We start from the raw sequence: 21,363 nt of genomic DNA on the forward strand, positions 1-21,363 counted from the left end.
TTCTTATCCTCTCTCAATAATAACTTGACTTTTCCCGGCAAACGTATTATTGTACTATTAAGATAATACAAAGTGAGGTGAAGCAGATGCCATGGGAGTTAGATAATGACCGTCCCATCTATTTACAGTTAATGGAACGCATACAGCGAGACATTATTGCCGGAGTCTACCAGCCCGGTGATAAGCTTCCATCTGTCAGGGATCTCGCAGTAGAAGCTGCCGTAAATCCCAACACAATGCAGAAAGCATTATCCGAACTGGAAAGAAACGGACTTGTGCATTCTTACCGCACAAGCGGACGTTTTATTACGGAGGACAAAACCATGTTAAGAAAGATGAAAGAACAACAAGCTTCCCGCCAAATCAAAGAATTTATAGAAAAGATGAGGCAGCTTGGCTATCAGGATCCGGAAATACTGAGTCTTATTAAAGAAACTATCAACGGAGTGGGAATGCAGCCATGAATCCAATCATAGAATGCCGGGGACTTTCCAAAAAATACGCCAACGATTTCTATGCTCTTGCCAACCTCAATCTTGTACTGGAGCGCGGTCAGATCATCGGATTGCTGGGTCCCAACGGAAGCGGCAAAACAACGCTTATCAAACTAATCAACGACCTTTTGGTTCCCACAGAAGGAAGTATATGGATCGCAGGGAAAACCCCCGGAGTGGAAACAAAGAAACTGATATCCTATCTTCCTGAGCGGACTTACCTCGATTCCACTATGAAGATTCAGGATTTGATCCATTACTTCACGGATTTTTACGGTAATTTTATCCCAGAACGTGCATATCACATGCTGGAAGACCTGAAAATCAAACCGGAAGACAGGCTTCGCACACTTTCAAAAGGGACGAAAGAAAAGGTGCAGTTAATCCTTGTCATGAGTCGTGACGCGGACCTGTATATTCTCGATGAACCAATCGGAGGCGTCGATCCGGCTGCAAGAGATTACATTTTAAATACTATTCTTACGAACTATAACGAGAATGCGACCATACTCCTATCCACCCAGCTTATTGCAGACATTGAAAACATCTTAGACAGAGTTCTCTTCCTGAAAAACGGGCAAATCATCCTCAATGCCGCTGTTGATGAGATTAGAATGGAGCAGGGGAAATCTGTAGATACATTATTCAGGGAGGTATTCAGATGTTAGGGAAACTGATAAAATATGACTTAAAGGCCTTAAACCGCTTTCTGATTCTTATCCATGCTTTTTTATTGGCCGCATCCGCTGCCTGCCGGCTTTTTATAACCGGCCGCATAAATGCTGATGCAAACGAACTGAATCAGATTCTGCTTGCACTGTCCATTATTTTTTACTTCATACTTTTTATTGGTGTATCCTGGGGAACCCAGATTATTATCGCAGTCAGATTCTATAAAAATATTTTTTCTGACGAAGGATATTTAACCAACACACTTCCGGTCACCCGAGGCCAGCTCCTGCTGTCCAAGACGATTGCCGGAAGCATCTGGAGTACAATTGACGCAATATTCATCTATTTGTGCACATTCCTCTTGCTTGCTACTCCTTATGTAATAACAGCAGTGAAAGAAAACGGAGACGAACTTCTGCAGGTATTCGGAATCCCTAAATCCATCTCTCTGGCAGCAGTATTTTTCTGGTTTCTTCTGCTTATTTTAATTGGCGGAATCGGCAACACCATTTTGTTATACGCATCCATTGTACTTGGACAGTTATTCGGCAGCCACCGGGTACTCGGTTCCGTTGTTGCCTATTTTGTGCTGACTGCCTTAATCTCTGTTTTTACACTACTCTTTATGACAGTGACAGGAAGCTTTTCAGTTGCAATGACATCCGCTGCCGAAAACACGATCCTGCCTTATGACTATTTTAAAAACACTCTTATGATAACAATCATTCTCGAAACAGTTACTTCTATCATACTATATGGAATCTCCTACTGGATGATGGAAAAGAAAATGAATCTGAACTAAACCGTTACCATTCACAGCCGATTTGAGATCCAATATGGATTCGTCGTGCTTGCACGTAAGAAGATATATTGGATTTCAAATCCGGTCTGTGGAGCAGTCACCCCACCCGCATAAGCAGTCTTAGCTCCGACAGGAGCGGGACTGGAGCATCGAAGATGCGACGAGTGCGCGTGCTGGTGGGGTGCTGTGAATGGTAACAATTGAGAAATATGCAATTTTTAACACCGGGAATTGTTGACTGTATAAGCCACAATTCCCGGTGAAATTCTAATCTTCAAACTCTGCCTATCAAAATTACTTTTCAAATTTCTCAGTAAACCGCATAATTATTGTTGCACATTCTGCTCTCGTCGCATTTCCTTGTGGGTCGAGAAGTGTTCCATTATTTTTACCGCTAATAATTTTATTTCCTACCGCCCACCGCATTGCTTCTTCTGCATACGCACTCACTCTGTCTGCATCTGAGAAATTATTAAAATCCGCCTTGTTTCCTGTATCATAACCCTTGTAATTGGCATATCGGTACATCATAACTGCCATTTGTTCACGATTAATATTATCTGCCGGACCAAAACATCCCGTATTGCTATACCCAGTTACCACTCCGATATTATTTGCCCAAAGGATAGCATTGGTATACCATACATCATCAGAGACATCTGGAAACACTTCTGTATATGTCACAGCGGGTTCATCATTCATCCGATGTAGAATCACGGCGAATTGTGCTCTGGCTAGATTTTCATCAGGTGCAAAATGTGCATCGTCTTTACCCGTCATTATCCCAGCCATATAATTATAACGCACATACTCGTAATACCAGGCGCCTTCTTGAACATCGACAAAAGAACGCTCTTCTGGCGGATTAACCGGCTCATTTTCTTTAACCGTAATAGAAACATGCTTTACCGCCTCCTGATAATTGTTGTTTCCAGCAGATTTCACCGCAATTTGTACAACACCCTTTGCTTTCGCAGTAATTACACCCTGATTATCAACATTTGCAATCCTCACGTCTGCGGACTCATAAGTAATCAACCCTGTCGATGATTCTGCTTTAATAGAGAGCGTCTGTCCCACAGAAAGAATATCCGTATTATATGTAATATTAAACTTTTGCTCTGCTTTATTCACTGTAACAGCAATTACTTTCTCTGTTTTTACATACTCATCAGTCCCTGCGGCAGTCACTGTAATGCTGGCAGTTCCTGCTCCAATGACAGAAGCCGTCCCTTTAGCGTCTACTGATACCACCTTCTCATTATCCGATGTATATGACAGAACACCATTTCCTTTTGTAAGAATACAATCTAAGTTAAAATTGCTATCTCCGTATGTTTTTATATAATGATCCGTCCCTTCGATAACCTGTGCCTGCTTTCCTAATATCGGAATCACTTCTTCCTCAATTTCTCCACACGTCTGACAGATATGCTCTTTTTGGCCTTCTTCTGTATTTGTAGCTTCCTTAGTAACTATCCATTCGCCCCATTTGTGTTCACAAATAATAGTAAATTCCTTTTCTGTTACTCCTTCATAGCAATTAATTCCTTCAATTTTAATCTTTGCTGTGCCGGGCTTATCGTTTCCCTCATAAGAAACTACAAAATCAATATCCTCCTTAAGCTGTTCACCACCTAAGGTAACTATTACTTTTGGACAAACCTCTTTCCCTTCGTACAAACAAGACTCTTCTTCCAGTTCTACTTTTGCATCCACAATAGATTTACCGGAAATTTCATTCAATTCATCCCAACATACTTCCGGATGAAATTCATAGCAGTCTTTCGGCTTACTCAACTGTAAAATATGAAATTTACAATTGGAATGATTAAATGTAATTTTTTGCTTGTTTTCCGGTGTAGCATCACCAGTCAAAACCGTTTTGTGATACTGTGATGCTCTAAAACTATATGAATCACCATATTGCGTAAAGTTACCTTTTAAGTACAAGGTTCCTCCAACCAAGGAATCAGAACCATTAGAAGAATATACAATCATATCGCCTGTAACATTCACAATTTCTTTTACATTCTGCATTAACAGAGAGCCGCCCCGCACAATCTCTGTCTCATCTGTAACTGAATTTATCTTCCTCCCACATAGATTATAATTTCCATTGACCTTTAAAGTTCCTTTATTTAACTTCATTGTTCCAGATGGCTGATTCAAATCCCCATTAATATTCAGCGTATGTCCATCCAAATCAAACGTACCTGCGAACGCTGGCATCTCTCCTTCTACCGTAAGGTTATCCGTCAGTTTCCAGCCGGTTATCTTCCCTGACAGCTCTACCTTTTTGCTGGAAAAATGTGTATTGTTATTCAGATAACTCTTTGTGCTTACAAAACTAACTTTAGTAGTTCCTTCTTTCAGGAAATTAATACAAAGTTCTTCTCCCGGTTCAAAACTTCCACTACTTGAAAAATACCCATAATCCCCTATCTGCTCAAAATTTCCATATAGATTTAATGTACCTGCCGTTAATGGTGAAGATCCATTATATCCATACGTCACAAAATCCCCTTTTACATTTACCACATCTGTAGTATTGTTCATCTGCAATGTCCCGCCACCGATTTTCTTGGGCTGGCCGGTTGCACTGTCCACCGTTTCCTCGTATAGGTTATAGGCACCATCTATATTCAGCGTTCCTCCATTTACATTGACATATCCATCTGGCTGATTTAAATCCCCATTAATATTCATTGTATGTCCATCCAAATCAAACGTACCTGCGAACGCTGGCATCTCTCCTTCTACCGTAAGGTTATCCGTCAGTTTCCAGCCGGTTATCTTCCCTGACAGCTCTACCTTTTTGCTGGCAAAATATGTATTGTTATTCAGATGGCTCTTTGTGCTTACAAAACTAATTTTAGGAGTTCCTTCTTTCAGGAAATTAATACAAAGTTCTTCTCCCGGTTCAAAACTTCCACTACTTGAAAAATACCCATAATCCCCTATCTGCTCAAAATTTCCATATAGATTTAATGTACCTGCCGTTAATGGTGAAGATCCATTATATCCATACGTCACAAAATCCCCTTTTACATTTACCACATCTGTAGTATTGTTCATCTGCAATGTCCCGCCACCGATTTTCTTGGACTGGCCGGTTGCACTGTCCACTATTTCCTCATATAGGTTATAGGCGCCGTCTATGTTCAGCGTCCCTCCATTTACATTGACATATCCACCTGGCTGATTTGCATTTCCTCCTACATTCAACGTAAATCCATTTAAATCTAATGTTCCATCATGAACTTCCAAATCACCATAAGTTTCCCAATCGCCTGTTAATATAGTATTTTTCGTAATGACAAGATTAGATGTCTTAATCATATCCCCACTCAATTGCTGGACAATCGTCTCCCGCTCTTCTTGTGTTATTTCCTGCTTTTCTTGTGAAACATCTGTATTTGCCGATACTGAAGAGCCATATTCATCCAAATACAAATTCATCATATAATTGCTAACGAAAAGCATTTCTGAATTCATATTCTCTTGAATATTTCCCAGTGTTTTCTCTAATTCATCATACTTTGTCTGATTAAAAAAACTGTATAACCAGTTGACTACGCCGCCGCTGCGTACTGCTTTCACAAAATCTTTCGCATAATCCATTCCCATATCCATTGTTTTATATAACATACGAACAGACTCATTAAAAAGCACAGCATTCTCATCAGTACTGTTAGATTTGTATCTGGATTGGTATCCTTTCACCGTTTTTTTCAGTGCATCTTCAAAATCACAAATCATTTTCATTGAATACCATTCTTCCGCAATCTTATCTGTGCCAACTAAAATATTACTGCCCAGTTTTCCTACAGATTGTCCGACTTTAATAGATAATCCTGCCGCACCACAACTAGCCAGCAATCCGTCCCATATCCCTTTAAAGCATTCTTCTGCGGCAATACTTATCACTGTATCAGCTGTAAACCATGCGGCAATCTGTTCTTCCGTAAACATACCACCGCATGCTTCAATCATTTCATTTATTGCATAACCCAAAGCCAAATTATCGGTATTTCCCATAATAGATGTCAGCACTTCTCCACATTCATCTGGGAGATTCATAAGCGCTTCAATTTTACATATCCTATTGATTAAATCACCAGCATCATTTACATATCCCAATCCTTTCGTAAAGGTGCTGACATACTTCATAGATTTTGTAAACACTTTTAAATTATTCAGTTTATTGAGAAGTTCTTCATCCACTTTCGCACTTTTTGATATTGTAGAATCCAACTCTGCCAAGCTTTTCCAACAAGAAACATTCAAAGCTTTTATATTTTTTTCATAATCCTTTAAAAATGTTGAATTAGACACATCCTGATATAAAATATCAAACAATATCAACTTATAAAATTCAACTTGTTTTGTTGTGTATGTAGTTGCTGCACCTGCCCCCAGCGTTCCCACTTCCCACGCTGCAAGAGTTGATTCAAAATTAGTTCCACCTGTTTCTACATAAGTGCGGTATGGAGTATTACACTCTTCTAAATAAAAATTTAAAGTAGAATCTTCGGAATAATAATTTGAAAGATATTGATTATAAGTCAAACCTGACGCATGGGAAATATTATAAATTCCTGCCACACCTATGATAACAACCACCATGCAAATTAATAACGCTAATGCCTTTTTCTTCATTTTCATTCTCCTTCATTCCCTCCCATTTCCTAATACTTAACTTATAATTCTATTAGAATTAGTTTAATTCTTTTTGAACTATATTTCAAGCATAAAAAAACTCTTAGATTATCAATCTAAAAGTCTTTATTTATCTGCCATCTCAATCAAAACTTTGACTACTTCCAATATTCTCCTTTTTTCTTTTTTAGATACTTCCGCCATCATATCATACAACTCATTTGATGTCAGCTGTTCTGAAACATTTAATAAATCTGCTAACAAATAATCTGCATCAACATCCAATTCATTCGCAATATTCAGAAATGTCTCAAGCCTCGGTGCTTTTATTCCACGCTCTATTACACTAATATGCTGAACACTGAGATTAACTCTTTCTGCTAACTCTTCCTGTGTATATCCTTTTCTTTCTCTAGCTCTTTTAATTTTTTGTCCCATAGATTTGAAATTCATAGCTAACTCCATTTACAATTCATTCTTTAAGAATTAGTATAATTCCTTATCGTTTTTCAATACACAATCTATAAGACTCTTTGTAATTCTTTGAGAATTATATCAAAACACCGCCTGTATCAACACCATATACAGCACAGTACCCGTCCCGATACTAAGTAGATTATTCCGCTTCCACACGTGAAGTCCCGCCGTCACAGCCACGGCAATCAGCTCCGGTATCCCATGGGGAGCTTCCATAACAGGCGTCGCCTTCAGGCAGTACACCACCAGCATCCCAATAACAGCGGGCGTCAGCACCTTCCCCAGGTATTGAATGACCGGAGGAATCTCCTTTCCTTTCGGAAATAAAAGAAACGGAACCACGCGCGTCGCAAACGTAGTAATTGCCACCAGTAAAATAATAAGAAGTGAAGTCCCGACTCCTACCGGCATGATTCTTCCACCTGCCCTTCCAGCCTTGTCCTTCCCACAAACAGAACAAGGATAATTAAAATCATGGAAGGCAGCACGAAGCTGTCCTTTCCAAATATCTGAAGGCAGATAAATGCCGCCACAATGCCAATAATCTCTGGAATCCGGTTCTCTGCCTCCATCCACTGTTCTACAAATATCACCACAAACAAAGCGGTCATCGCAAAATCTATTCCTTCTGAATTGAAGGGAAGCAACGCTCCCGCCAGTCCCCCGATTGCAGAGCCAATCACCCAATAGGATTGATTCATAAGTGAAATCGCAAATAAAAACTTATCTTCTTCCACGTCATCCGGGACTTTCGTTGTACAAAGAAGGGAATAGGTCTCATCGGTAAGCCCGAATATCATATACCATCTCTTCTTTCCCATTTTATTAAATTTCTCAAGTAGTGATATTCCATAAAAGACATGTCTGATATTCACCATCAAGGTCATAAATACCACTTGAATAAAAGAAATACCCGGCACGAAAAAATTCACTGCCAAGTATTGTCCTGAGCCTGCATAAACCAGCAGGCTCATAAGTATTGCCCATAAAAAGGAATATCCTTTCTCTGCAAACATAACACCAAACGCAATCCCTATAAACAAATAACCAGTAAGAACCGGTATAGTATAGGGAAATGCCCGGCGAAATGCCTTTTTGTATCCGGACATGATTTCTTCCTTCCTTTATCTGTTCTCGTAAGCGTTCTTTAAATCCTGCAATGCTTCCGCAAGCAGCGCATCCGACGCAACTGCATTCTCATAATCTGTCTGTATCTGTGCCATCAAAGACTGTACATCTCCATGGGATGCCAGTGTATTCACCAGTTCCTGGATTCCCTCCTGTTCAGGAGCCGAATCTATCTGATATTCTCCACTGTCTGCATTTTTCTCCACATAGAGCGTCCCCAGTCCCGGTACTTCCGTATAAATATCCTTGATCTTCATATCGTAGCGCACAAATACTACATAAGAATCTTTATACCTTCCCTTTTTCGTATAAATCTGTACATTATGATAGTCCTCTACAAATCCTGTATCTTCCTTCCGTTCAGAATAGTACTTTCTCACAGCATCTTCCAGCTCCGGGTATGTATCAGATAAGAGTGGATTCGATTCCATATCCAGGTATCCCTCGTTTTCCTCCAATACAACTACTTCACCGGACGCTGCCATCTGTGCGTTATCTTCGGTAAGAATGAATCCCACTGCTGCAGCTGCACAAAGCAATACCACACAGGTCATAATCCATCTTGCCTTCATAGACTACCTCCACTATGCATTGATATACGGTTATGCATTAAAATAATACTCGCTTCATTTTTAATTGTCAATCATTTTGGGTATTGTTTTTTAAGAACAAATATGTTAATATAATTATTGTCTCTATAGCTCAGTGGATAGAGCACTGCCCTCCGGAGGCAGGTGCGCCAGTTCGACTCTGGTTAGAGACGCTTTAAAAAAAGATTGCGCTTATGCGCAATCTTTTTTTATAACATAGGAAAGTTCTCACTTTCCTATGTTATAATAACAGCTCTTTTTTCTTTCGGTCATAATAATACACATGATCAGAAAGAACCTCTTCTTTCTGCACCTGTGTCTCATTCACTTCTTTTACAATGGCAGACAGATCATTTTGCCTGGCAGCCTTACTTTCCGGAATCATAATTACCTCATGCACACTGCTGGGAAGCACAAAATAATTTTCTTTAAAATAATCTCCGATTCCTTCCAGGCGATGTTCATAAAGGATTGCCGTCGCTCCAAAATTACGGATAGAATTCGTCAGGACATAGAGTTCTTCCTCTATATTCTCAGGCATTTCCTCTCCCAGCATCTCCCCTACTGCTGCTGACATTGCCGAAAATTCATAAGGAAGCAGTTTTTCTGTATTTTCCTGAGCGATTTTGTACAATTCTTCCTCCTCAATTTCCCACCACGCAAGATGTTCTTTCCGAATCAGCATTGTTGCCAGCCGTTCTTCTCCCCTGTTCAATTCTACCAGCACATAAAAGATAATTGCCAGATCCAAATACGGAACATATGGCACATCCCGAAGCATCTGCATATTTTCATCCCGGTTCACCAGCTGATAGATAATTTTATCCTTCACACAGGTATATTTACGTACGAAATCCCCCTCCCAGGAATGCTTGAATTTTACCTGTTGATACAATTCCATTACCGACTGTACAATCTGTTTTATATCTCCCGTCCTTTGAAATCGTTCATAATATTCTTCCATATATATGGTCGGCGATATATTGATTCCTGCCTCCTGGAATGTAATCCCTTTTCGAATTCTCCCGTTATTTTTTAACGCAGACTGCAGAAAAACTCTACGGTTCTCTCCCGCACACTCACCGAGCTCCTGCTTCATCCGCTCAAGAAACTGTTCATATGACATAATTCTCCTTCCTATCAAAATTGCAACATCTTACAAATGGATATGGCATGATAAAAATACCGTGACATCTTATGATGCAGACCGGCTAATGCCGGATAGATAAATATTATGGTAACTTTTATTATAATCATGGTTACCATAAAAAGCAAGTGTTTTTCATAAAAAGCTTTAAAATGTCAAAAAGAGCGTTACTATTCACAGTCGATTTGAAATCCAATATGGATTCGTCGTGCTTGCACGCAAGAAGATATATTGGATTCCAAATCAGGACTGTGGGGCAGTCACCCCACCCACATAAGCAGTCTTAGCTCCTTCAGGAGCGGGACTGGAGCATCGAAGATGCGACGAGTGCGCATGTTGGTGGGGTGCTGTGAATTGTAACAAAAAGAGCACTCCTCCCGGAATGCTCTCTTACTCTCCTTATGCACGTGACAGATATTCTCCTGTACGGGTATCAATCTTAATCATCTCATCCTGCTCAATAAAAAGAGGAACCATAACTAAAGCTCCTGTCTCAACTGTGGCGGGCTTGGTTGCTCCTGTAGCAGTATTGCCCTTTACACCCGGCTCCGTCTCTGTTACCTTAAGCTCTACGGATGTAGGCGGCTCTACCAGGAACGGATTCCCCTGATAAGAACTTACCGTTACAATCTCATTGTCTTTCACAAACTTCATCCACTCTTCTGCAACATCAGCACCAATGGAAATCTGCTCGTAAGTCTCCTGGTCCATGTAATAATAGAAATCTCCGTCATTATAAAGATACTGCATTTTCTTACGGTCAATATGAGCCTTTTTAAACTTGTCCTCCGGCTTAAATGCAGTCTCAAGTACAGCGCCCGTGATAATGTTCTTATACTTTGTGCGGACAAACGCTGCTCCCTTACCAGGCTTTACATGTTGGAAATCTACGATTACACATACCTTTCCGTCAATCTCTACTGTAACGCCCTTTCTAAATTCACCTGCTGATAACATATATTACCCTCCTTAAACTTGCCCTCCGGCAATATTCCTTCTATTCACTTGTTCCATTCTATAATAAAATACGCCTTTTTTCAACCTTTTTTTATTGTTTCAGGCTTCTCTTATAAAAAAACAGGACTATTTTCTCTAAATAGCGCTTCAGTACAATCTGAATCTCTTCTTTCGGATGAATCGGCTTCACCAGGATATTGGGAATACCGGCCCTTTTTGCGCCCCAAACGTCTGTAAAAAGCTGGTCTCCCACAAAGACAGTATTCCTTACATCCGTCCCCATAATCTCCATTGCCCTACAGTAATTCTTAGTAGAAGGTTTATGAGCATCATAGACATAATCCACCTGTATTTTCTCATTAAACATCTTTACACGCGGCTCCTGATTATTAGAAATCAGGCAGCAATGAAAGCCGATTTTTTTCAGCCTTTCAAAAAGCTCGATTGCACGTTGATCTGCCGGAGCCCCATGAGGCACCAGCGTATTGTCTATATCAAAAATAATCCCCCGGACTCCTTCTTCGTACAGTTTTTCAAAGTCTATGACATATGTGGATGCCACATAGCGGTCAGGAAAAAACATATCAAACATTATTCTTCTTCCATTTCTTTTATTTTATTTACCAGTTCTTTACAAATCTGTGGTACCGTTTTCCCATCTGTCTGTACCACCACATCTGCGGCAGCCTCATATTTTGCGCGCCGCTGCTCCATCAGCTGCGCAATTCCCTCCACTGTTTTCCGTCCATGTAAGTTAGGCCTGTCACTGCTTTCCTTCACTCTATCATATACCGTCTCAGGTCTTGCCGTAAGAAGTACAACCTTTCCATTTTTCTTCATCTCAGCCACATTGCACTCCCGCAGGGCAGCGCCGCCTCCGCAGGAAATAATCAGATCCTTTCTCGACTGAAGTTCTGCCAAAAGGCTTGTCTCCAGATTGCGGAAATATTCCTCCCCATGAGCAGAAAAGATTTCCGAAATGCTCATTCCTTCCCGCTCTGCAATCACTTGATCCATCTCTACGGTCTCCATATTATACATCGTACTGAGATATTCAGAAACCGTCGATTTTCCCGTTCCCATAAACCCTATCAGTACAATATTATACCCAAACTTCTTATCTCTCATCTCTGCTTCTATCCTCGCCTTCTCTCCCGCTATCTTATCTCTGGTATCCCGGTTCACCATCTCTTTTAGCATCTGCATATAAGGAATGCCCTTCACCTGTTCACTGCCATAAGTAAACTGCAGGTCATATTCCAACGGAAGCCAGGTTTCTATCGGAGCTTCGTTGTGCTGGATAACTGCCTCCAGCTTATCAAGCGCCTGTGTAAGCTTCGATTCCTTCGTCCTTTTTTCCACGACTTCTCTGAATATTTCCTTCAGCTCTTCCCGGTACGGTTCCGGCAGCTTCTCCGCTATCATAACCAGAGTTCTCTCTTCTCTGTCCTCGTCGGAGGCCGTCTTCTCAAAGGCTGGGATATCACCGGTGACCGCCTCACCCAAATCATGAAACAAACACAGCTTCATAACTCTATCCATGTCATATTCCGGAAATTCATCTTTCACAAGCCATGCAAATACCATCATCCTGTAGGTATGCTCTGCCACACTCTCTTTTCGTCCGCTGGAAGTCCAGGAATGTCTGGTATGACACTTCATCTTCTCCGCAAGCGCCAGAAAATCCAGCAATGTTCTTCCATCCATACCCTTAGCCTTCCAGAATCTTTACATAGAACCTGCGGTTTCTCGGGCCGTCAAAATCGCAGAAATACAGATCCTGCCAGATTCCGAACACAATCCTTCCCCCACTGATAATCAGAGTCTGGGATGGTCCCACCAGGGTGGTCTTCATATGTGCATGAGAATTTCCTTCCGCATGGCGGTAGAAATCTGCCGTCGTGGGGAAGGCTTTCTCATACCCTTTCAGCATATCATGTACCACATCCGGGTCAGCATTTTCATTAATCGTGAATCCTGCCGTCGTATGGGGAGAGTACACCACAGCAATCCCATCCTTTACTCCGCTTTTTTCAATATCTTCTCTCACGATATTTGTTACCTTGGACATCTGCTGCGCCCCTTTTGTTGAAATCTGATGTTCATATAAATACATAGGGAAACCTCCTTTATTCTTTACTGCTCCATAAATCTTCTCAGTTCGTCAAATTGCTTTTCCATCAGATGATAACCATGCTCATAGAAATTCATCAATGTGTCATAATCCTTCTCCAGCCTGGACACAGTTGGGATAAGCGGCCGGATAACAAATATCTTTTTCTCCGCTTCCAGCTTCTCAATCCATTCCATGGTTCTGTTATAAGACGGATTTCTGTTCACCACGCTTTTCACCAGATTCGGGTACTTTGCATACGCCTTTTTATAGACCTTTACGCTTCCTTTTGAAGGTAATTTCTTACGGTATCCGGGATTTCTGGTAAGTACCAGGATGATTTTTTTATTTCCTAATTCTACTGCCCGGCGTATGGGAATAGAATCCGCCAGTCCTCCATCCAGATAAGGTACACCATTCATATTCACCATTGGCGAAATCAGCGGCATGCTGCTGGATGCCCGGCACATTTTCATTAAACGCTCTTTATCTTTCCGTTCCTTCATATATTCAGCTTTTCCCGTCTCACAATTGGTTGTCACAATCTCGCATTCCATTTCAGACGCAAAATACGTATCATAGTCAAAGGGGAATATCTCATTCGGATACTTATCAAATATCATATCCATGTCAAGCAAACTCTTTTTTCTCACAAATTTGGTAAATCCATAGTAATAACTATACTCTTTCTCTTTGTGGATCATACAGTCTCTTGTCCGCCCCGGCTGTCTGGATACATAATCCACCGCATTGCAGCTTCCTGCAGATACCCCGATTACATCTGACGTATAGAAATCCTGTTCCATCAGATAATCAAGGACACCTGAGGTAAATACACCTCTGGTTGCACCGCCTTCTAATACCATCGTTGCTTTTGTCATTTTCCATTCCTCGCTTTCCGCTATCTATTATATACTGTTTTTCTCAGATGGCAAAGGTAAAATTTATTGCTATTTCCGGCTTTTTTTGATAAGATAGGCAATGTATGCAACAAGATGGTTATAATAATGATAACGTCAGTATGCACTGACGCTGATAAGGAGATAGATAACTATGATTAGTACAAGCAACGTAACTTTGCGTGTCGGCAAAAAAGCATTATTTGAAGATGTAAATATTAAATTCACGGAAGGAAACTGCTATGGTCTGATTGGAGCAAACGGCGCCGGGAAATCTACCTTTCTAAAAATTCTATCCGGCCAGCTGGAACCAACCAGCGGCGATGTCATCATTAGCCCCGGAGAACGGCTCTCTTTCTTACAGCAAGATCATTTTAAATACGATGAATACATGGTACTTGACACTGTAATTATGGGAAATGCAAGACTCTATGAAATCATGAAGGAAAAGGAAGTCATCTATGCAAAAGAGGATTTCACAGACGAGGACGGGATCAAAGCAAGTGAACTGGAAGCAGAATTTGCTTCCCTGAATGGCTGGGAAGCAGAATCTGACGCCGCAACCCTTTTAAACGGTCTTGGAATTGACACAGAAATGCACTACAAAATCATGAAAGACCTGAACGGTTCTAAGAAGGTAAAGGTCCTTTTAGCCCAGGCTCTTTTCGGCAATCCGGATATTCTTCTTCTCGACGAACCTACCAACCACTTAGATCTGGATGCAATTGCATGGCTGGAAGAATTCCTGATTAATTTTGACAACACGGTAATCGTAGTATCCCACGACCGTTATTTCTTAAATAAAGTCTGCACACAGATTGCAGACATTGACTATGGCAAGATTAAACTTTACGCCGGGAATTATGATTTCTGGTACGAGTCCAGCCAACTCTTAATCCGTCAGATGAAAGAGGCCAATAAAAAGAAAGAAGAAAAGATTAAAGAGCTCCAGGACTTTATTTCGAGATTCAGCGCCAATGCTTCCAAATCCAAGCAGGCTACCAGCCGTAAGCGCGCCCTTGAGAAAATCCAGTTGGATGAGATTCAGCCTTCCAGCCGTAAATATCCTTACATCGACTTCCGCCCGGAGCGTGAAATCGGTAACGAAGTCTTGTCGGTAGAAGGGTTAAGCAAAACCATTGATGGCGAGAAGGTTCTGGATAATATCAGCTTTACCCTGAACCACGACGACAAAGTTGCCTTCGTCGGAAGCAACGAGCTTGCCAAGACAACTCTCTTCCAGATTCTGACAGGTGAGATGGAACCGGACGAAGGAACTTACAAGTGGGGTGTTACTACTTCTCAGGCATATTTCCCATTGGACAGTGGTGATGAATTTGACAATGACTACACGATTGTAGAATGGCTGACTCAGTATTCTGAAATCAAAGATACCACCTACGTCCGCGGTTTTCTCGGCCGTATGCTCTTCTCCGGAGACGACGGCGTGAAGAAGGTCCGTGTACTTTCCGGAGGCGAGAAGGTCCGCTGCCTTTTATCCAAGATGATGATTTCCGGCGCAAATGTCCTTCTCCTGGATGAGCCGACCAATCACCTGGACATGGAATCCATTACTGCACTAAATAATGGGCTTATCAAATTCCGGGGCGTAATTTTATTCTCATCCCGAGACCACCAGATTGTCCAGACTACGGCAAACCGTATTATGGAGATTGTACCGGGCGGCAAACTAATTGATAAAATCACCACCTACGACGAATATCTGGAGAGCGATGAGATGGCAAGGAAGCGTCAGACCTACAGCGTACAAAAAGAAGAGGAAGACTAATAAATATAAGCACGGAAAACAGATTTTACTCTGTCATCCGTGCTTATATTTTCTTAACTCAAATACCTTTTACCATTCTATACTTCTGCTTTAATCCTCGTGATCAGCTCTTCGGCCTTCATGCCTCCAATATCGCCCTCGTCACGTTTTCTCACAGAAATCGTACCTTCTTCTACTTCCTTCTCTCCCACGATTACCATGTAAGGTACCTTTTCCATCTGCGCTTCACGAATCTTATAACCCAATTTTTCATTTCTTAAATCAATTTCGCTTCTTACGCCTGCCTCTATAAGCTCATCCTGTATTTTCTGTGCATAATCCGCAAATTTCTCAGATACCGCCATCACCTTTACCTGAACCGGTGCCAGCCATGTCGGGAATTTGCCTGCATAATGCTCAATCAGAATTCCGATGAACCGCTCAATGGAGCCAAATGCTACACGATGAATCATAATCGGCCGATGTTTCTCACCGTCTGCTCCCGTATACTCCAGGTCAAATCTCTGAGGCATCTGGAAATCAAGCTGAATCGTACCGCACTGCCACGTCCTTCCAATAGAATCCTCCAAATGGAAATCAATTTTCGGCCCATAAAATGCACCGTCGCCTTCATTTACAACATAAGCAAGGCCCAGTTCATCCAACGCGCCTCTCAAGCCTTCTGTTGCCATCTCCCAGTCTTCATCGCTTCCCATACTGTCTTCTGGTCTTGTAGAAAGCTCTACATGATATTTGAATCCGAACTTAGAATATACTTCATCAATCAATCTTGCAACACCTTTGATTTCGTCACGGATCTGATCCTCCGTCATAAAAATATGCGCATCATCCTGTGTAAAACAGCGCACACGCATCAAACCATGAAGCTGTCCTGATTTCTCATGGCGGTGTACCAGTCCCAGCTCTCCCACACGCATCGGAAGATCCTTGTAAGAGCGAGGTTCTACCTTATACACTAACATACCGCCCGGACAGTTCATTGGTTTTACCGCATAATCCTCGTCATCAATGACCGTCGTGTACATATTATCTTTATAATGATCCCAGTGTCCGGAGTTCTCCCACAGATGTCTGCTCAGGATAATCGGCGTAGAAATCTCAACATATCCCTCTCTCTGATGCAGCTTTCTCCAATAATCAATCAGCAGATTTTTAAGAACCATTCCTTTCGGGAGGAAGAACGGGAATCCCGGCCCTTCGTCCATGATGGCAAATAATCCAAGTTCTTTTCCTAATTTTCTGTGGTCACGGAGTCTTGCCTCTTCCATGCGCTTCAGATATGCTTCCAATTCTGCCGCTTTCGGGAAAGAAGTACCATAAATTCTTGTCAGCATCTGCCTGTGCTCGTCCCCTCTCCAGTAAGCTCCTGCCACACTTTGAAGTTTGAACGCTTTTATAACACTTGTATTTGATACGTGGGGTCCTGCACAGAGATCCAGATATTCTCCCTGCTTATAAAAACTAAGCTCAGCATCCTCCGGTAAATCCTCAATCAGCTCTACCTTATATGGCTCATTCTTTTCTTTCATAAGATCGATTGCTTCCTGCCGGTTCATAGTAAAACGCTCCAGCGGCAGCGCTTCCTTCACAATTTTACGCATTTCCTTTTCTACTGCTTCCAAATGCTCTGTGGTAAATGGAAAACTAAATTCAAAATCATAGTAATATCCATCCTTAATTGCCGGCCCAATCGCACATTTTGTATCCGGATACAGACGTTTTACTGCCTGTGCCAGGATATGAGAGGTTGTGTGATGAAACGCCTCCTGTCCCAGTTCATCTGCAAATGTCAGGTCCTGTACAGAACCATCTTTCATGCTTACTTTCATGTTACTTTCTCCTTTCAACTTATACCCATTTTTCCAAAGCAAGGGGAGCATTTTATGATACAGGAACGTAAGAACTTCCTATACCATAAAAAACACCCTTAAACAGACGCCTCACGCCTGTCTAAGGGTGCAATTATCTGCACGGTTCCACCTTAACTTTTCACTTCGGATTCTCATAAATCCTATCCCTTAACGCTGGAATTACGGCAATGCTTACTGAAATCTGTTCAGCATCACAGCTCAGGAATGGTTTTCCCCTGTGTTCTGTTATAAAAGGCTTCCAGCTTCCGCCCTTCTCTCTGGATAACTCCCACAAGCTACTCTTTTCCGTCTTGGCTTTTCTCATGTTCTATACTGTTAATCAGCTATTTCTTATTATAACAATCTGTCCCAAAATGTCAACAAAAAACTGAAAAGCACCTATTCTGATATAAACTGAAAAGCACCTATTCTGACGGTGTGTTTTCTATTGCCTGTGTTATATCATCCCGAAAAGCGGCAAAAGCATCTTCATTTTCAACAAAATATTTGGGGCAGTTTTTCCCCGTTACATCGTAATGACGGATAACATCTTCCGACGTCAGGTCAAACTTCATACAAAGCCATGCACACAATTTTACCATAGACTGATAGGTAGCATCATTGAACCTTCCCGTCTCATCAGGATGGCAGCACTCGATAGACACCGTATCTATATTTCTGGAATTGGACGCATAGGCCACCTCCCAGGTCGGCACACATTGAACAATCTCTCCTTCAAGCCCTACTACAAAATTACTGCTTGCCTTCGTCTCATGGCTGTCCTTCAGCCCTTCAAAATAATTTCGGTTGTCCATAGCCGTCGACCCCGGATTTGCCGTATAATGGACAACAATCCCGGTAATCTTATTCGTCTCAGTGCCAGGTCTGGAATAAGGATTCACAGTCAACAGCTCCACATCAATATCCGGCTGAAACGCATTGATCGCCTCTCCGTTATTCTCCTTATATTCATCGCTTGCGAAAAGCGGCACTACAAACTTCACACCTACAAGAATAGCAAATACTGAAGCAAGTACAAAAACACCTGCTTTTTGGATCTTTCTCATTCCCTGCTGGCGCTGTCTGGCCGTCAATTTTCTTTTCTTCCTTCGTTTCTTTCCCATCTGCTTTATTGTATATTAGTAAAATTTAAATGTAGTTGTCGTATCGTATGCATCTCCTGCTTTTACAACAGGACTTTGAAACTGCGGCTTATTGACTGCATCCGGAAAATACTGTGTTTCAAAACAAACTCCGTGGCGCCAGTGATACCGGGCGCCGCCTTTTCCGGTTTCATCTTCGACATAATTGGCTGTGTAAAGCTGCATGCCCGGAAGATCTGTGTAAACCTCCATCCGGATCCCACTTTCCTCTGCAAGCATCTCCGCCGCCTTACGGAATCCTTCTCCATTCAATACATAGTTGCGGTCATAGCCACGGCCAAACTTCAGGTCAATATAATCCTCTTCTATATCTCTTCCCAGCGTCTTCATCAATCTGAAATCCATAGGCGTGCCTTCCACCGGAAGAATCACACCCGTCGGCACAGTTTCTTCATCTGACGGTGTAAACGTATCAGCATCAATCCATACCTTCTGTCCGAGGACCTCGCCGGACTCATGTCCATTCAGATTAAAATAGCTGTGATTTGTAATATTAAAAATGGTATCCGCATCCGCTGTCCCATGATAATGGATTGTCACTTCGTTCTCATCCGTCAGAGTATAAGTTACTTCAATATGTGCCTTTCCCGGATATCCCTGATCTCCATCCGGGCTGTCAAGCGTCAGCATAATATGTTTTTCATCTGCTTCTTCTACCTTCCACATCCTCTTACTGTAGAAATCAAGCCCACTGTGCAGATTGTTTTTAAAGTTATTCTGTGTAAGCTCATAAGTTTTTCCATTTATCGTAAAGCAGGCTCCTTTGATGCGGTTCGCATTCCTTCCGATAATTGCACCAAAAAATGCACCGCCCTTTTCATAGCCGGCCACATCATCATACCCAAGTACTACATCACGGATTCTTCCATCTTTATCGGCAGTAAGGATACTGACAAGAGTTGCTCCGTAATCGGATACCGCAATCTTCATTCCTTTTTTATTACTCAGTGTATAAAGAGAAGCATACTCACCTTTTTGTGTGATTCCAAAATCTTTCTTCATCTGCCAAATCTCCCTTGCTTTCATTAAACCAAATCTTTCGTATGGCAAAAAGCGCAGCTTCTCGCTGCGCTCCGTCTCTTATTCATCTACGCTATAGTTCGGCGCTTCTTTCGTAATGTGAATATCATGCGGATGGCTCTCTTTCAGAGACGCTGCTGAAATCTTCACAAACCTTCCATTCTTCTTTAAATCCTCAATGGTAGGTGTTCCGCAGTAACCCATACCGGAACGCAGGCCGCCCATCAGCTGGAACACCGTATCCTCTACCGTCCCCTTGTATGCCACACGTCCCTCTACGCCTTCCGGTACCAATTTCTTCGCATCAGACTGGAAATAACGGTCTTTGCTTCCGTTCTCCATTGCCGCAATAGAACCCATGCCGCGATAGACCTTATACTTTCTTCCCTGGTATAATTCAAATGTTCCCGGACTTTCATCACATCCCGCAAAGATGCTTCCCATCATGCACACGTTCGCTCCGGCGGCAATTGCTTTCGTCATATCACCGGAATACTTAATACCGCCATCTGCGATAATCGGAATTCCATACTTGTCTGCCACCTCATAGCAATCCATAACAGCAGAAATCTGCGGTACACCAATGCCGGCCACGATACGCGTCGTACAGATAGAACCTGGTCCGATACCAACCTTCACTGCATCAACGCCCGCCTTAATCAGCGCTTCTGTCGCTGCTCCCGTAGCCACATTCCCGGCAACAACCTGCAGATCCGGGAACTTAGACTTCACCATATCCACAGTGCGGATTACATTTGCAGAATGTCCATGTGCAGAATCCATAACCACAACATCCACCTTGGCATTCACCAACTCCTGTGCTCTTTCCAGACAGTTTGCCGTAATTCCGATTGCAGCTCCACAGAGCAGACGTCCCTGAGAATCTTTTGCGGATAATGGATATTTAATCTGCTTCTCAATATCTTTGATTGTAATAAGCCCTTTCAGGTTAAAATCCTTATCAACAATCGGAAGCTTCTCTTTTCTGGCTTTTGCAAGGATTTTCTTCGCCTCTTCCAGAGTAATCCCTTCCTGTGCGGTAATCAATCCCTCAGAAGTCATGGATTCTTTTATCTTCTTTGTAAAATCTTCTTCAAATTTCAAATCACGATTCGTAATAATCCCAACCAATTTCCTGCCTTCGGTAATCGGCACACCGGAAATCCGAAACTTCGCCATTAATTCATTCGCATCTGCCAGTGTGTGCTCCGGGGACAAGAAAAACGGATCCGTGATAACCCCATTTTCAGAACGCTTTACCTTGTCTACCTCTTCTGCCTGCTGCTCTATGGTCATATTCTTATGGATGATACCGATTCCACCCTGTCTTGCCATCGCAATTGCCATGCGGTGTTCTGTAACCGTATCCATCCCCGCACTCATCATTGGAATGTTCAGCCTGATTTTTTTCGTAAGGTAAGTAGACAGATCTACTTGATTCGGAATCACCTCTGAATATGCGGGTACCAAAAGCACATCGTCAAATGTAATTCCTTCTCCAATAATTTTTTCCATGACTTAAGCCTCTCTTTCTGTTTTCCATTCTTTTGTATTTTATCTGTTATCATACAAAAAATTCCCTGCACTTGTCAACCTGTTT

General features: G+C 42.0%; 19 protein-coding genes, 1 tRNA gene and 1 other annotated feature. Of the genes, 5 read left to right on the top strand and 15 right to left on the bottom strand.

Annotation, left to right across the window (positions count from 1 at the left end):
- The first annotated feature begins 86 nt into the window (after positions 1–86).
- The 3 genes from OCV99_RS04030 to OCV99_RS04040 are packed head-to-tail and all read left to right on the top strand — an operon-like array spanning position 87 to position 1,968.
- Entirely contained in the window at positions 87–464 is a 378-nt protein-coding gene (locus OCV99_RS04030; RefSeq protein ID WP_158368417.1) for a GntR family transcriptional regulator, read from the top strand.
- A complete protein-coding gene (locus tag OCV99_RS04035) occupies positions 461–1,162 on the top strand; it encodes an ABC transporter ATP-binding protein (RefSeq protein WP_158368419.1) in 702 nt (233 codons plus the stop codon). The genes OCV99_RS04030 and OCV99_RS04035 overlap by 4 nt, the downstream gene beginning before the upstream one ends.
- Positions 1,156–1,968 carry a hypothetical protein gene (locus OCV99_RS04040; RefSeq protein ID WP_158368421.1) on the top strand — a complete coding sequence of 271 codons (813 nt, stop codon included), beginning with the start codon at positions 1,156–1,158 and terminating at the stop codon, positions 1,966–1,968. Before OCV99_RS04035 ends, OCV99_RS04040 begins: the two co-directional genes overlap by 7 nt.
- Positions 1,969–2,262: 294 nt before the next feature.
- Here OCV99_RS04040 and OCV99_RS04045 read toward each other — a convergent pair whose 3' ends face one another.
- The 5 genes from OCV99_RS04045 to OCV99_RS04065 form a co-directional block, all read right to left on the bottom strand.
- Positions 2,263–6,630, bottom strand: a complete 4,368-nt coding sequence (locus OCV99_RS04045; RefSeq protein ID WP_262574795.1) for an S-layer homology domain-containing protein — start codon at positions 6,628–6,630, stop codon at positions 2,263–2,265.
- A gap of 126 nt (positions 6,631–6,756) precedes the next feature.
- Positions 6,757–7,095, bottom strand: a complete 339-nt coding sequence (locus OCV99_RS04050; RefSeq protein ID WP_227193135.1) for a helix-turn-helix domain-containing protein — start codon at positions 7,093–7,095, stop codon at positions 6,757–6,759.
- A gap of 90 nt (positions 7,096–7,185) precedes the next feature.
- Positions 7,186–7,518 (bottom strand): branched-chain amino acid transporter permease, encoded by a 333-nt coding sequence (locus tag OCV99_RS04055; RefSeq protein WP_158368423.1) that lies wholly within the window; start codon positions 7,516–7,518, stop codon positions 7,186–7,188.
- Positions 7,509–8,216 (bottom strand): AzlC family ABC transporter permease, encoded by a 708-nt coding sequence (locus tag OCV99_RS04060; RefSeq protein WP_158368425.1) that lies wholly within the window; start codon positions 8,214–8,216, stop codon positions 7,509–7,511. Before OCV99_RS04060 ends, OCV99_RS04055 begins: the two co-directional genes overlap by 10 nt.
- 15 nt (positions 8,217–8,231) lie before the next feature.
- A complete protein-coding gene (locus tag OCV99_RS04065) occupies positions 8,232–8,807 on the bottom strand; it encodes a hypothetical protein (RefSeq protein WP_158368427.1) in 576 nt (191 codons plus the stop codon).
- Between the two features lie 119 nt (positions 8,808–8,926).
- On the opposite strand from OCV99_RS04065, the gene OCV99_RS04070 reads away from it, so the two are divergent.
- Positions 8,927–8,998: transfer RNA gene (locus OCV99_RS04070), tRNA-Arg, on the top strand.
- A 68-nt stretch (positions 8,999–9,066) separates the two neighbouring features.
- Here OCV99_RS04070 and OCV99_RS04075 read toward each other — a convergent pair.
- From OCV99_RS04075 to OCV99_RS04100, 6 genes are all read right to left on the bottom strand, one after another.
- Positions 9,067–9,951 carry a DUF5688 family protein gene (locus OCV99_RS04075; RefSeq protein ID WP_158368429.1) on the bottom strand — a complete coding sequence of 295 codons (885 nt, stop codon included), beginning with the start codon at positions 9,949–9,951 and terminating at the stop codon, positions 9,067–9,069.
- Between the two features lie 420 nt (positions 9,952–10,371).
- Complete coding sequence (efp, locus tag OCV99_RS04080; RefSeq protein WP_158368431.1) at positions 10,372–10,929, bottom strand: elongation factor P; 558 nt, start codon at positions 10,927–10,929, stop codon at positions 10,372–10,374.
- Between the two features lie 91 nt (positions 10,930–11,020).
- Entirely contained in the window at positions 11,021–11,521 is a 501-nt protein-coding gene (locus tag OCV99_RS04085) for a YqeG family HAD IIIA-type phosphatase (RefSeq protein ID WP_158368433.1), read from the bottom strand.
- Positions 11,521–12,636 carry a shikimate kinase gene (locus OCV99_RS04090; protein ID WP_158368435.1) on the bottom strand — a complete coding sequence of 372 codons (1,116 nt, stop codon included), beginning with the start codon at positions 12,634–12,636 and terminating at the stop codon, positions 11,521–11,523. Before OCV99_RS04090 ends, OCV99_RS04085 begins: the two co-directional genes overlap by 1 nt.
- Before the next feature lie 4 nt (positions 12,637–12,640).
- Positions 12,641–13,045 (bottom strand): secondary thiamine-phosphate synthase enzyme YjbQ, encoded by a 405-nt coding sequence (locus OCV99_RS04095; RefSeq protein ID WP_158368437.1) that lies wholly within the window; start codon positions 13,043–13,045, stop codon positions 12,641–12,643.
- 20 nt (positions 13,046–13,065) lie between these two features.
- A complete protein-coding gene (locus OCV99_RS04100; RefSeq protein ID WP_158368440.1) occupies positions 13,066–13,923 on the bottom strand; it encodes a patatin-like phospholipase family protein in 858 nt (285 codons plus the stop codon).
- Positions 13,924–14,095: 172 nt separating this feature from the next.
- Between OCV99_RS04100 and OCV99_RS04105 the strand changes: the two genes are divergently transcribed.
- Positions 14,096–15,730, top strand: a complete 1,635-nt coding sequence (locus OCV99_RS04105) for an ABC-F family ATP-binding cassette domain-containing protein (RefSeq protein WP_158368442.1) — start codon at positions 14,096–14,098, stop codon at positions 15,728–15,730.
- Between the two features lie 77 nt (positions 15,731–15,807).
- Here the strand turns inward: OCV99_RS04105 and thrS are convergent, their stop codons facing one another.
- The 4 genes from thrS to guaB form a co-directional block, all read right to left on the bottom strand.
- Positions 15,808–17,559 carry a threonine--tRNA ligase gene (gene thrS, locus OCV99_RS04110; protein WP_158368444.1) on the bottom strand — a complete coding sequence of 584 codons (1,752 nt, stop codon included), beginning with the start codon at positions 17,557–17,559 and terminating at the stop codon, positions 15,808–15,810.
- 120 nt (positions 17,560–17,679) lie between these two features.
- Positions 17,680–17,902, bottom strand: a binding site (T-box leader).
- A 103-nt stretch (positions 17,903–18,005) separates the two neighbouring features.
- Positions 18,006–18,674: a peptidoglycan recognition protein family protein gene (locus OCV99_RS04115; RefSeq protein ID WP_331490642.1), complete on the bottom strand. Its 669-nt coding sequence runs from the start codon at positions 18,672–18,674 to the stop codon at positions 18,006–18,008.
- A gap of 45 nt (positions 18,675–18,719) precedes the next feature.
- Positions 18,720–19,745, bottom strand: a complete 1,026-nt coding sequence (locus OCV99_RS04120) for an aldose epimerase family protein (RefSeq protein WP_158368448.1) — start codon at positions 19,743–19,745, stop codon at positions 18,720–18,722.
- Positions 19,746–19,823: 78 nt separating this feature from the next.
- Positions 19,824–21,278: an IMP dehydrogenase gene (guaB, locus tag OCV99_RS04125; protein ID WP_158368450.1), complete on the bottom strand. Its 1,455-nt coding sequence runs from the start codon at positions 21,276–21,278 to the stop codon at positions 19,824–19,826.
- Positions 21,279–21,363 lie beyond the last annotated feature (85 nt).

Origin of the sequence: Dorea acetigenes (genome assembly GCF_025567385.1) — a bacterium.
GTDB classification, from domain to species: domain Bacteria; phylum Bacillota; class Clostridia; order Lachnospirales; family Lachnospiraceae; genus Claveliimonas; species Claveliimonas acetigenes.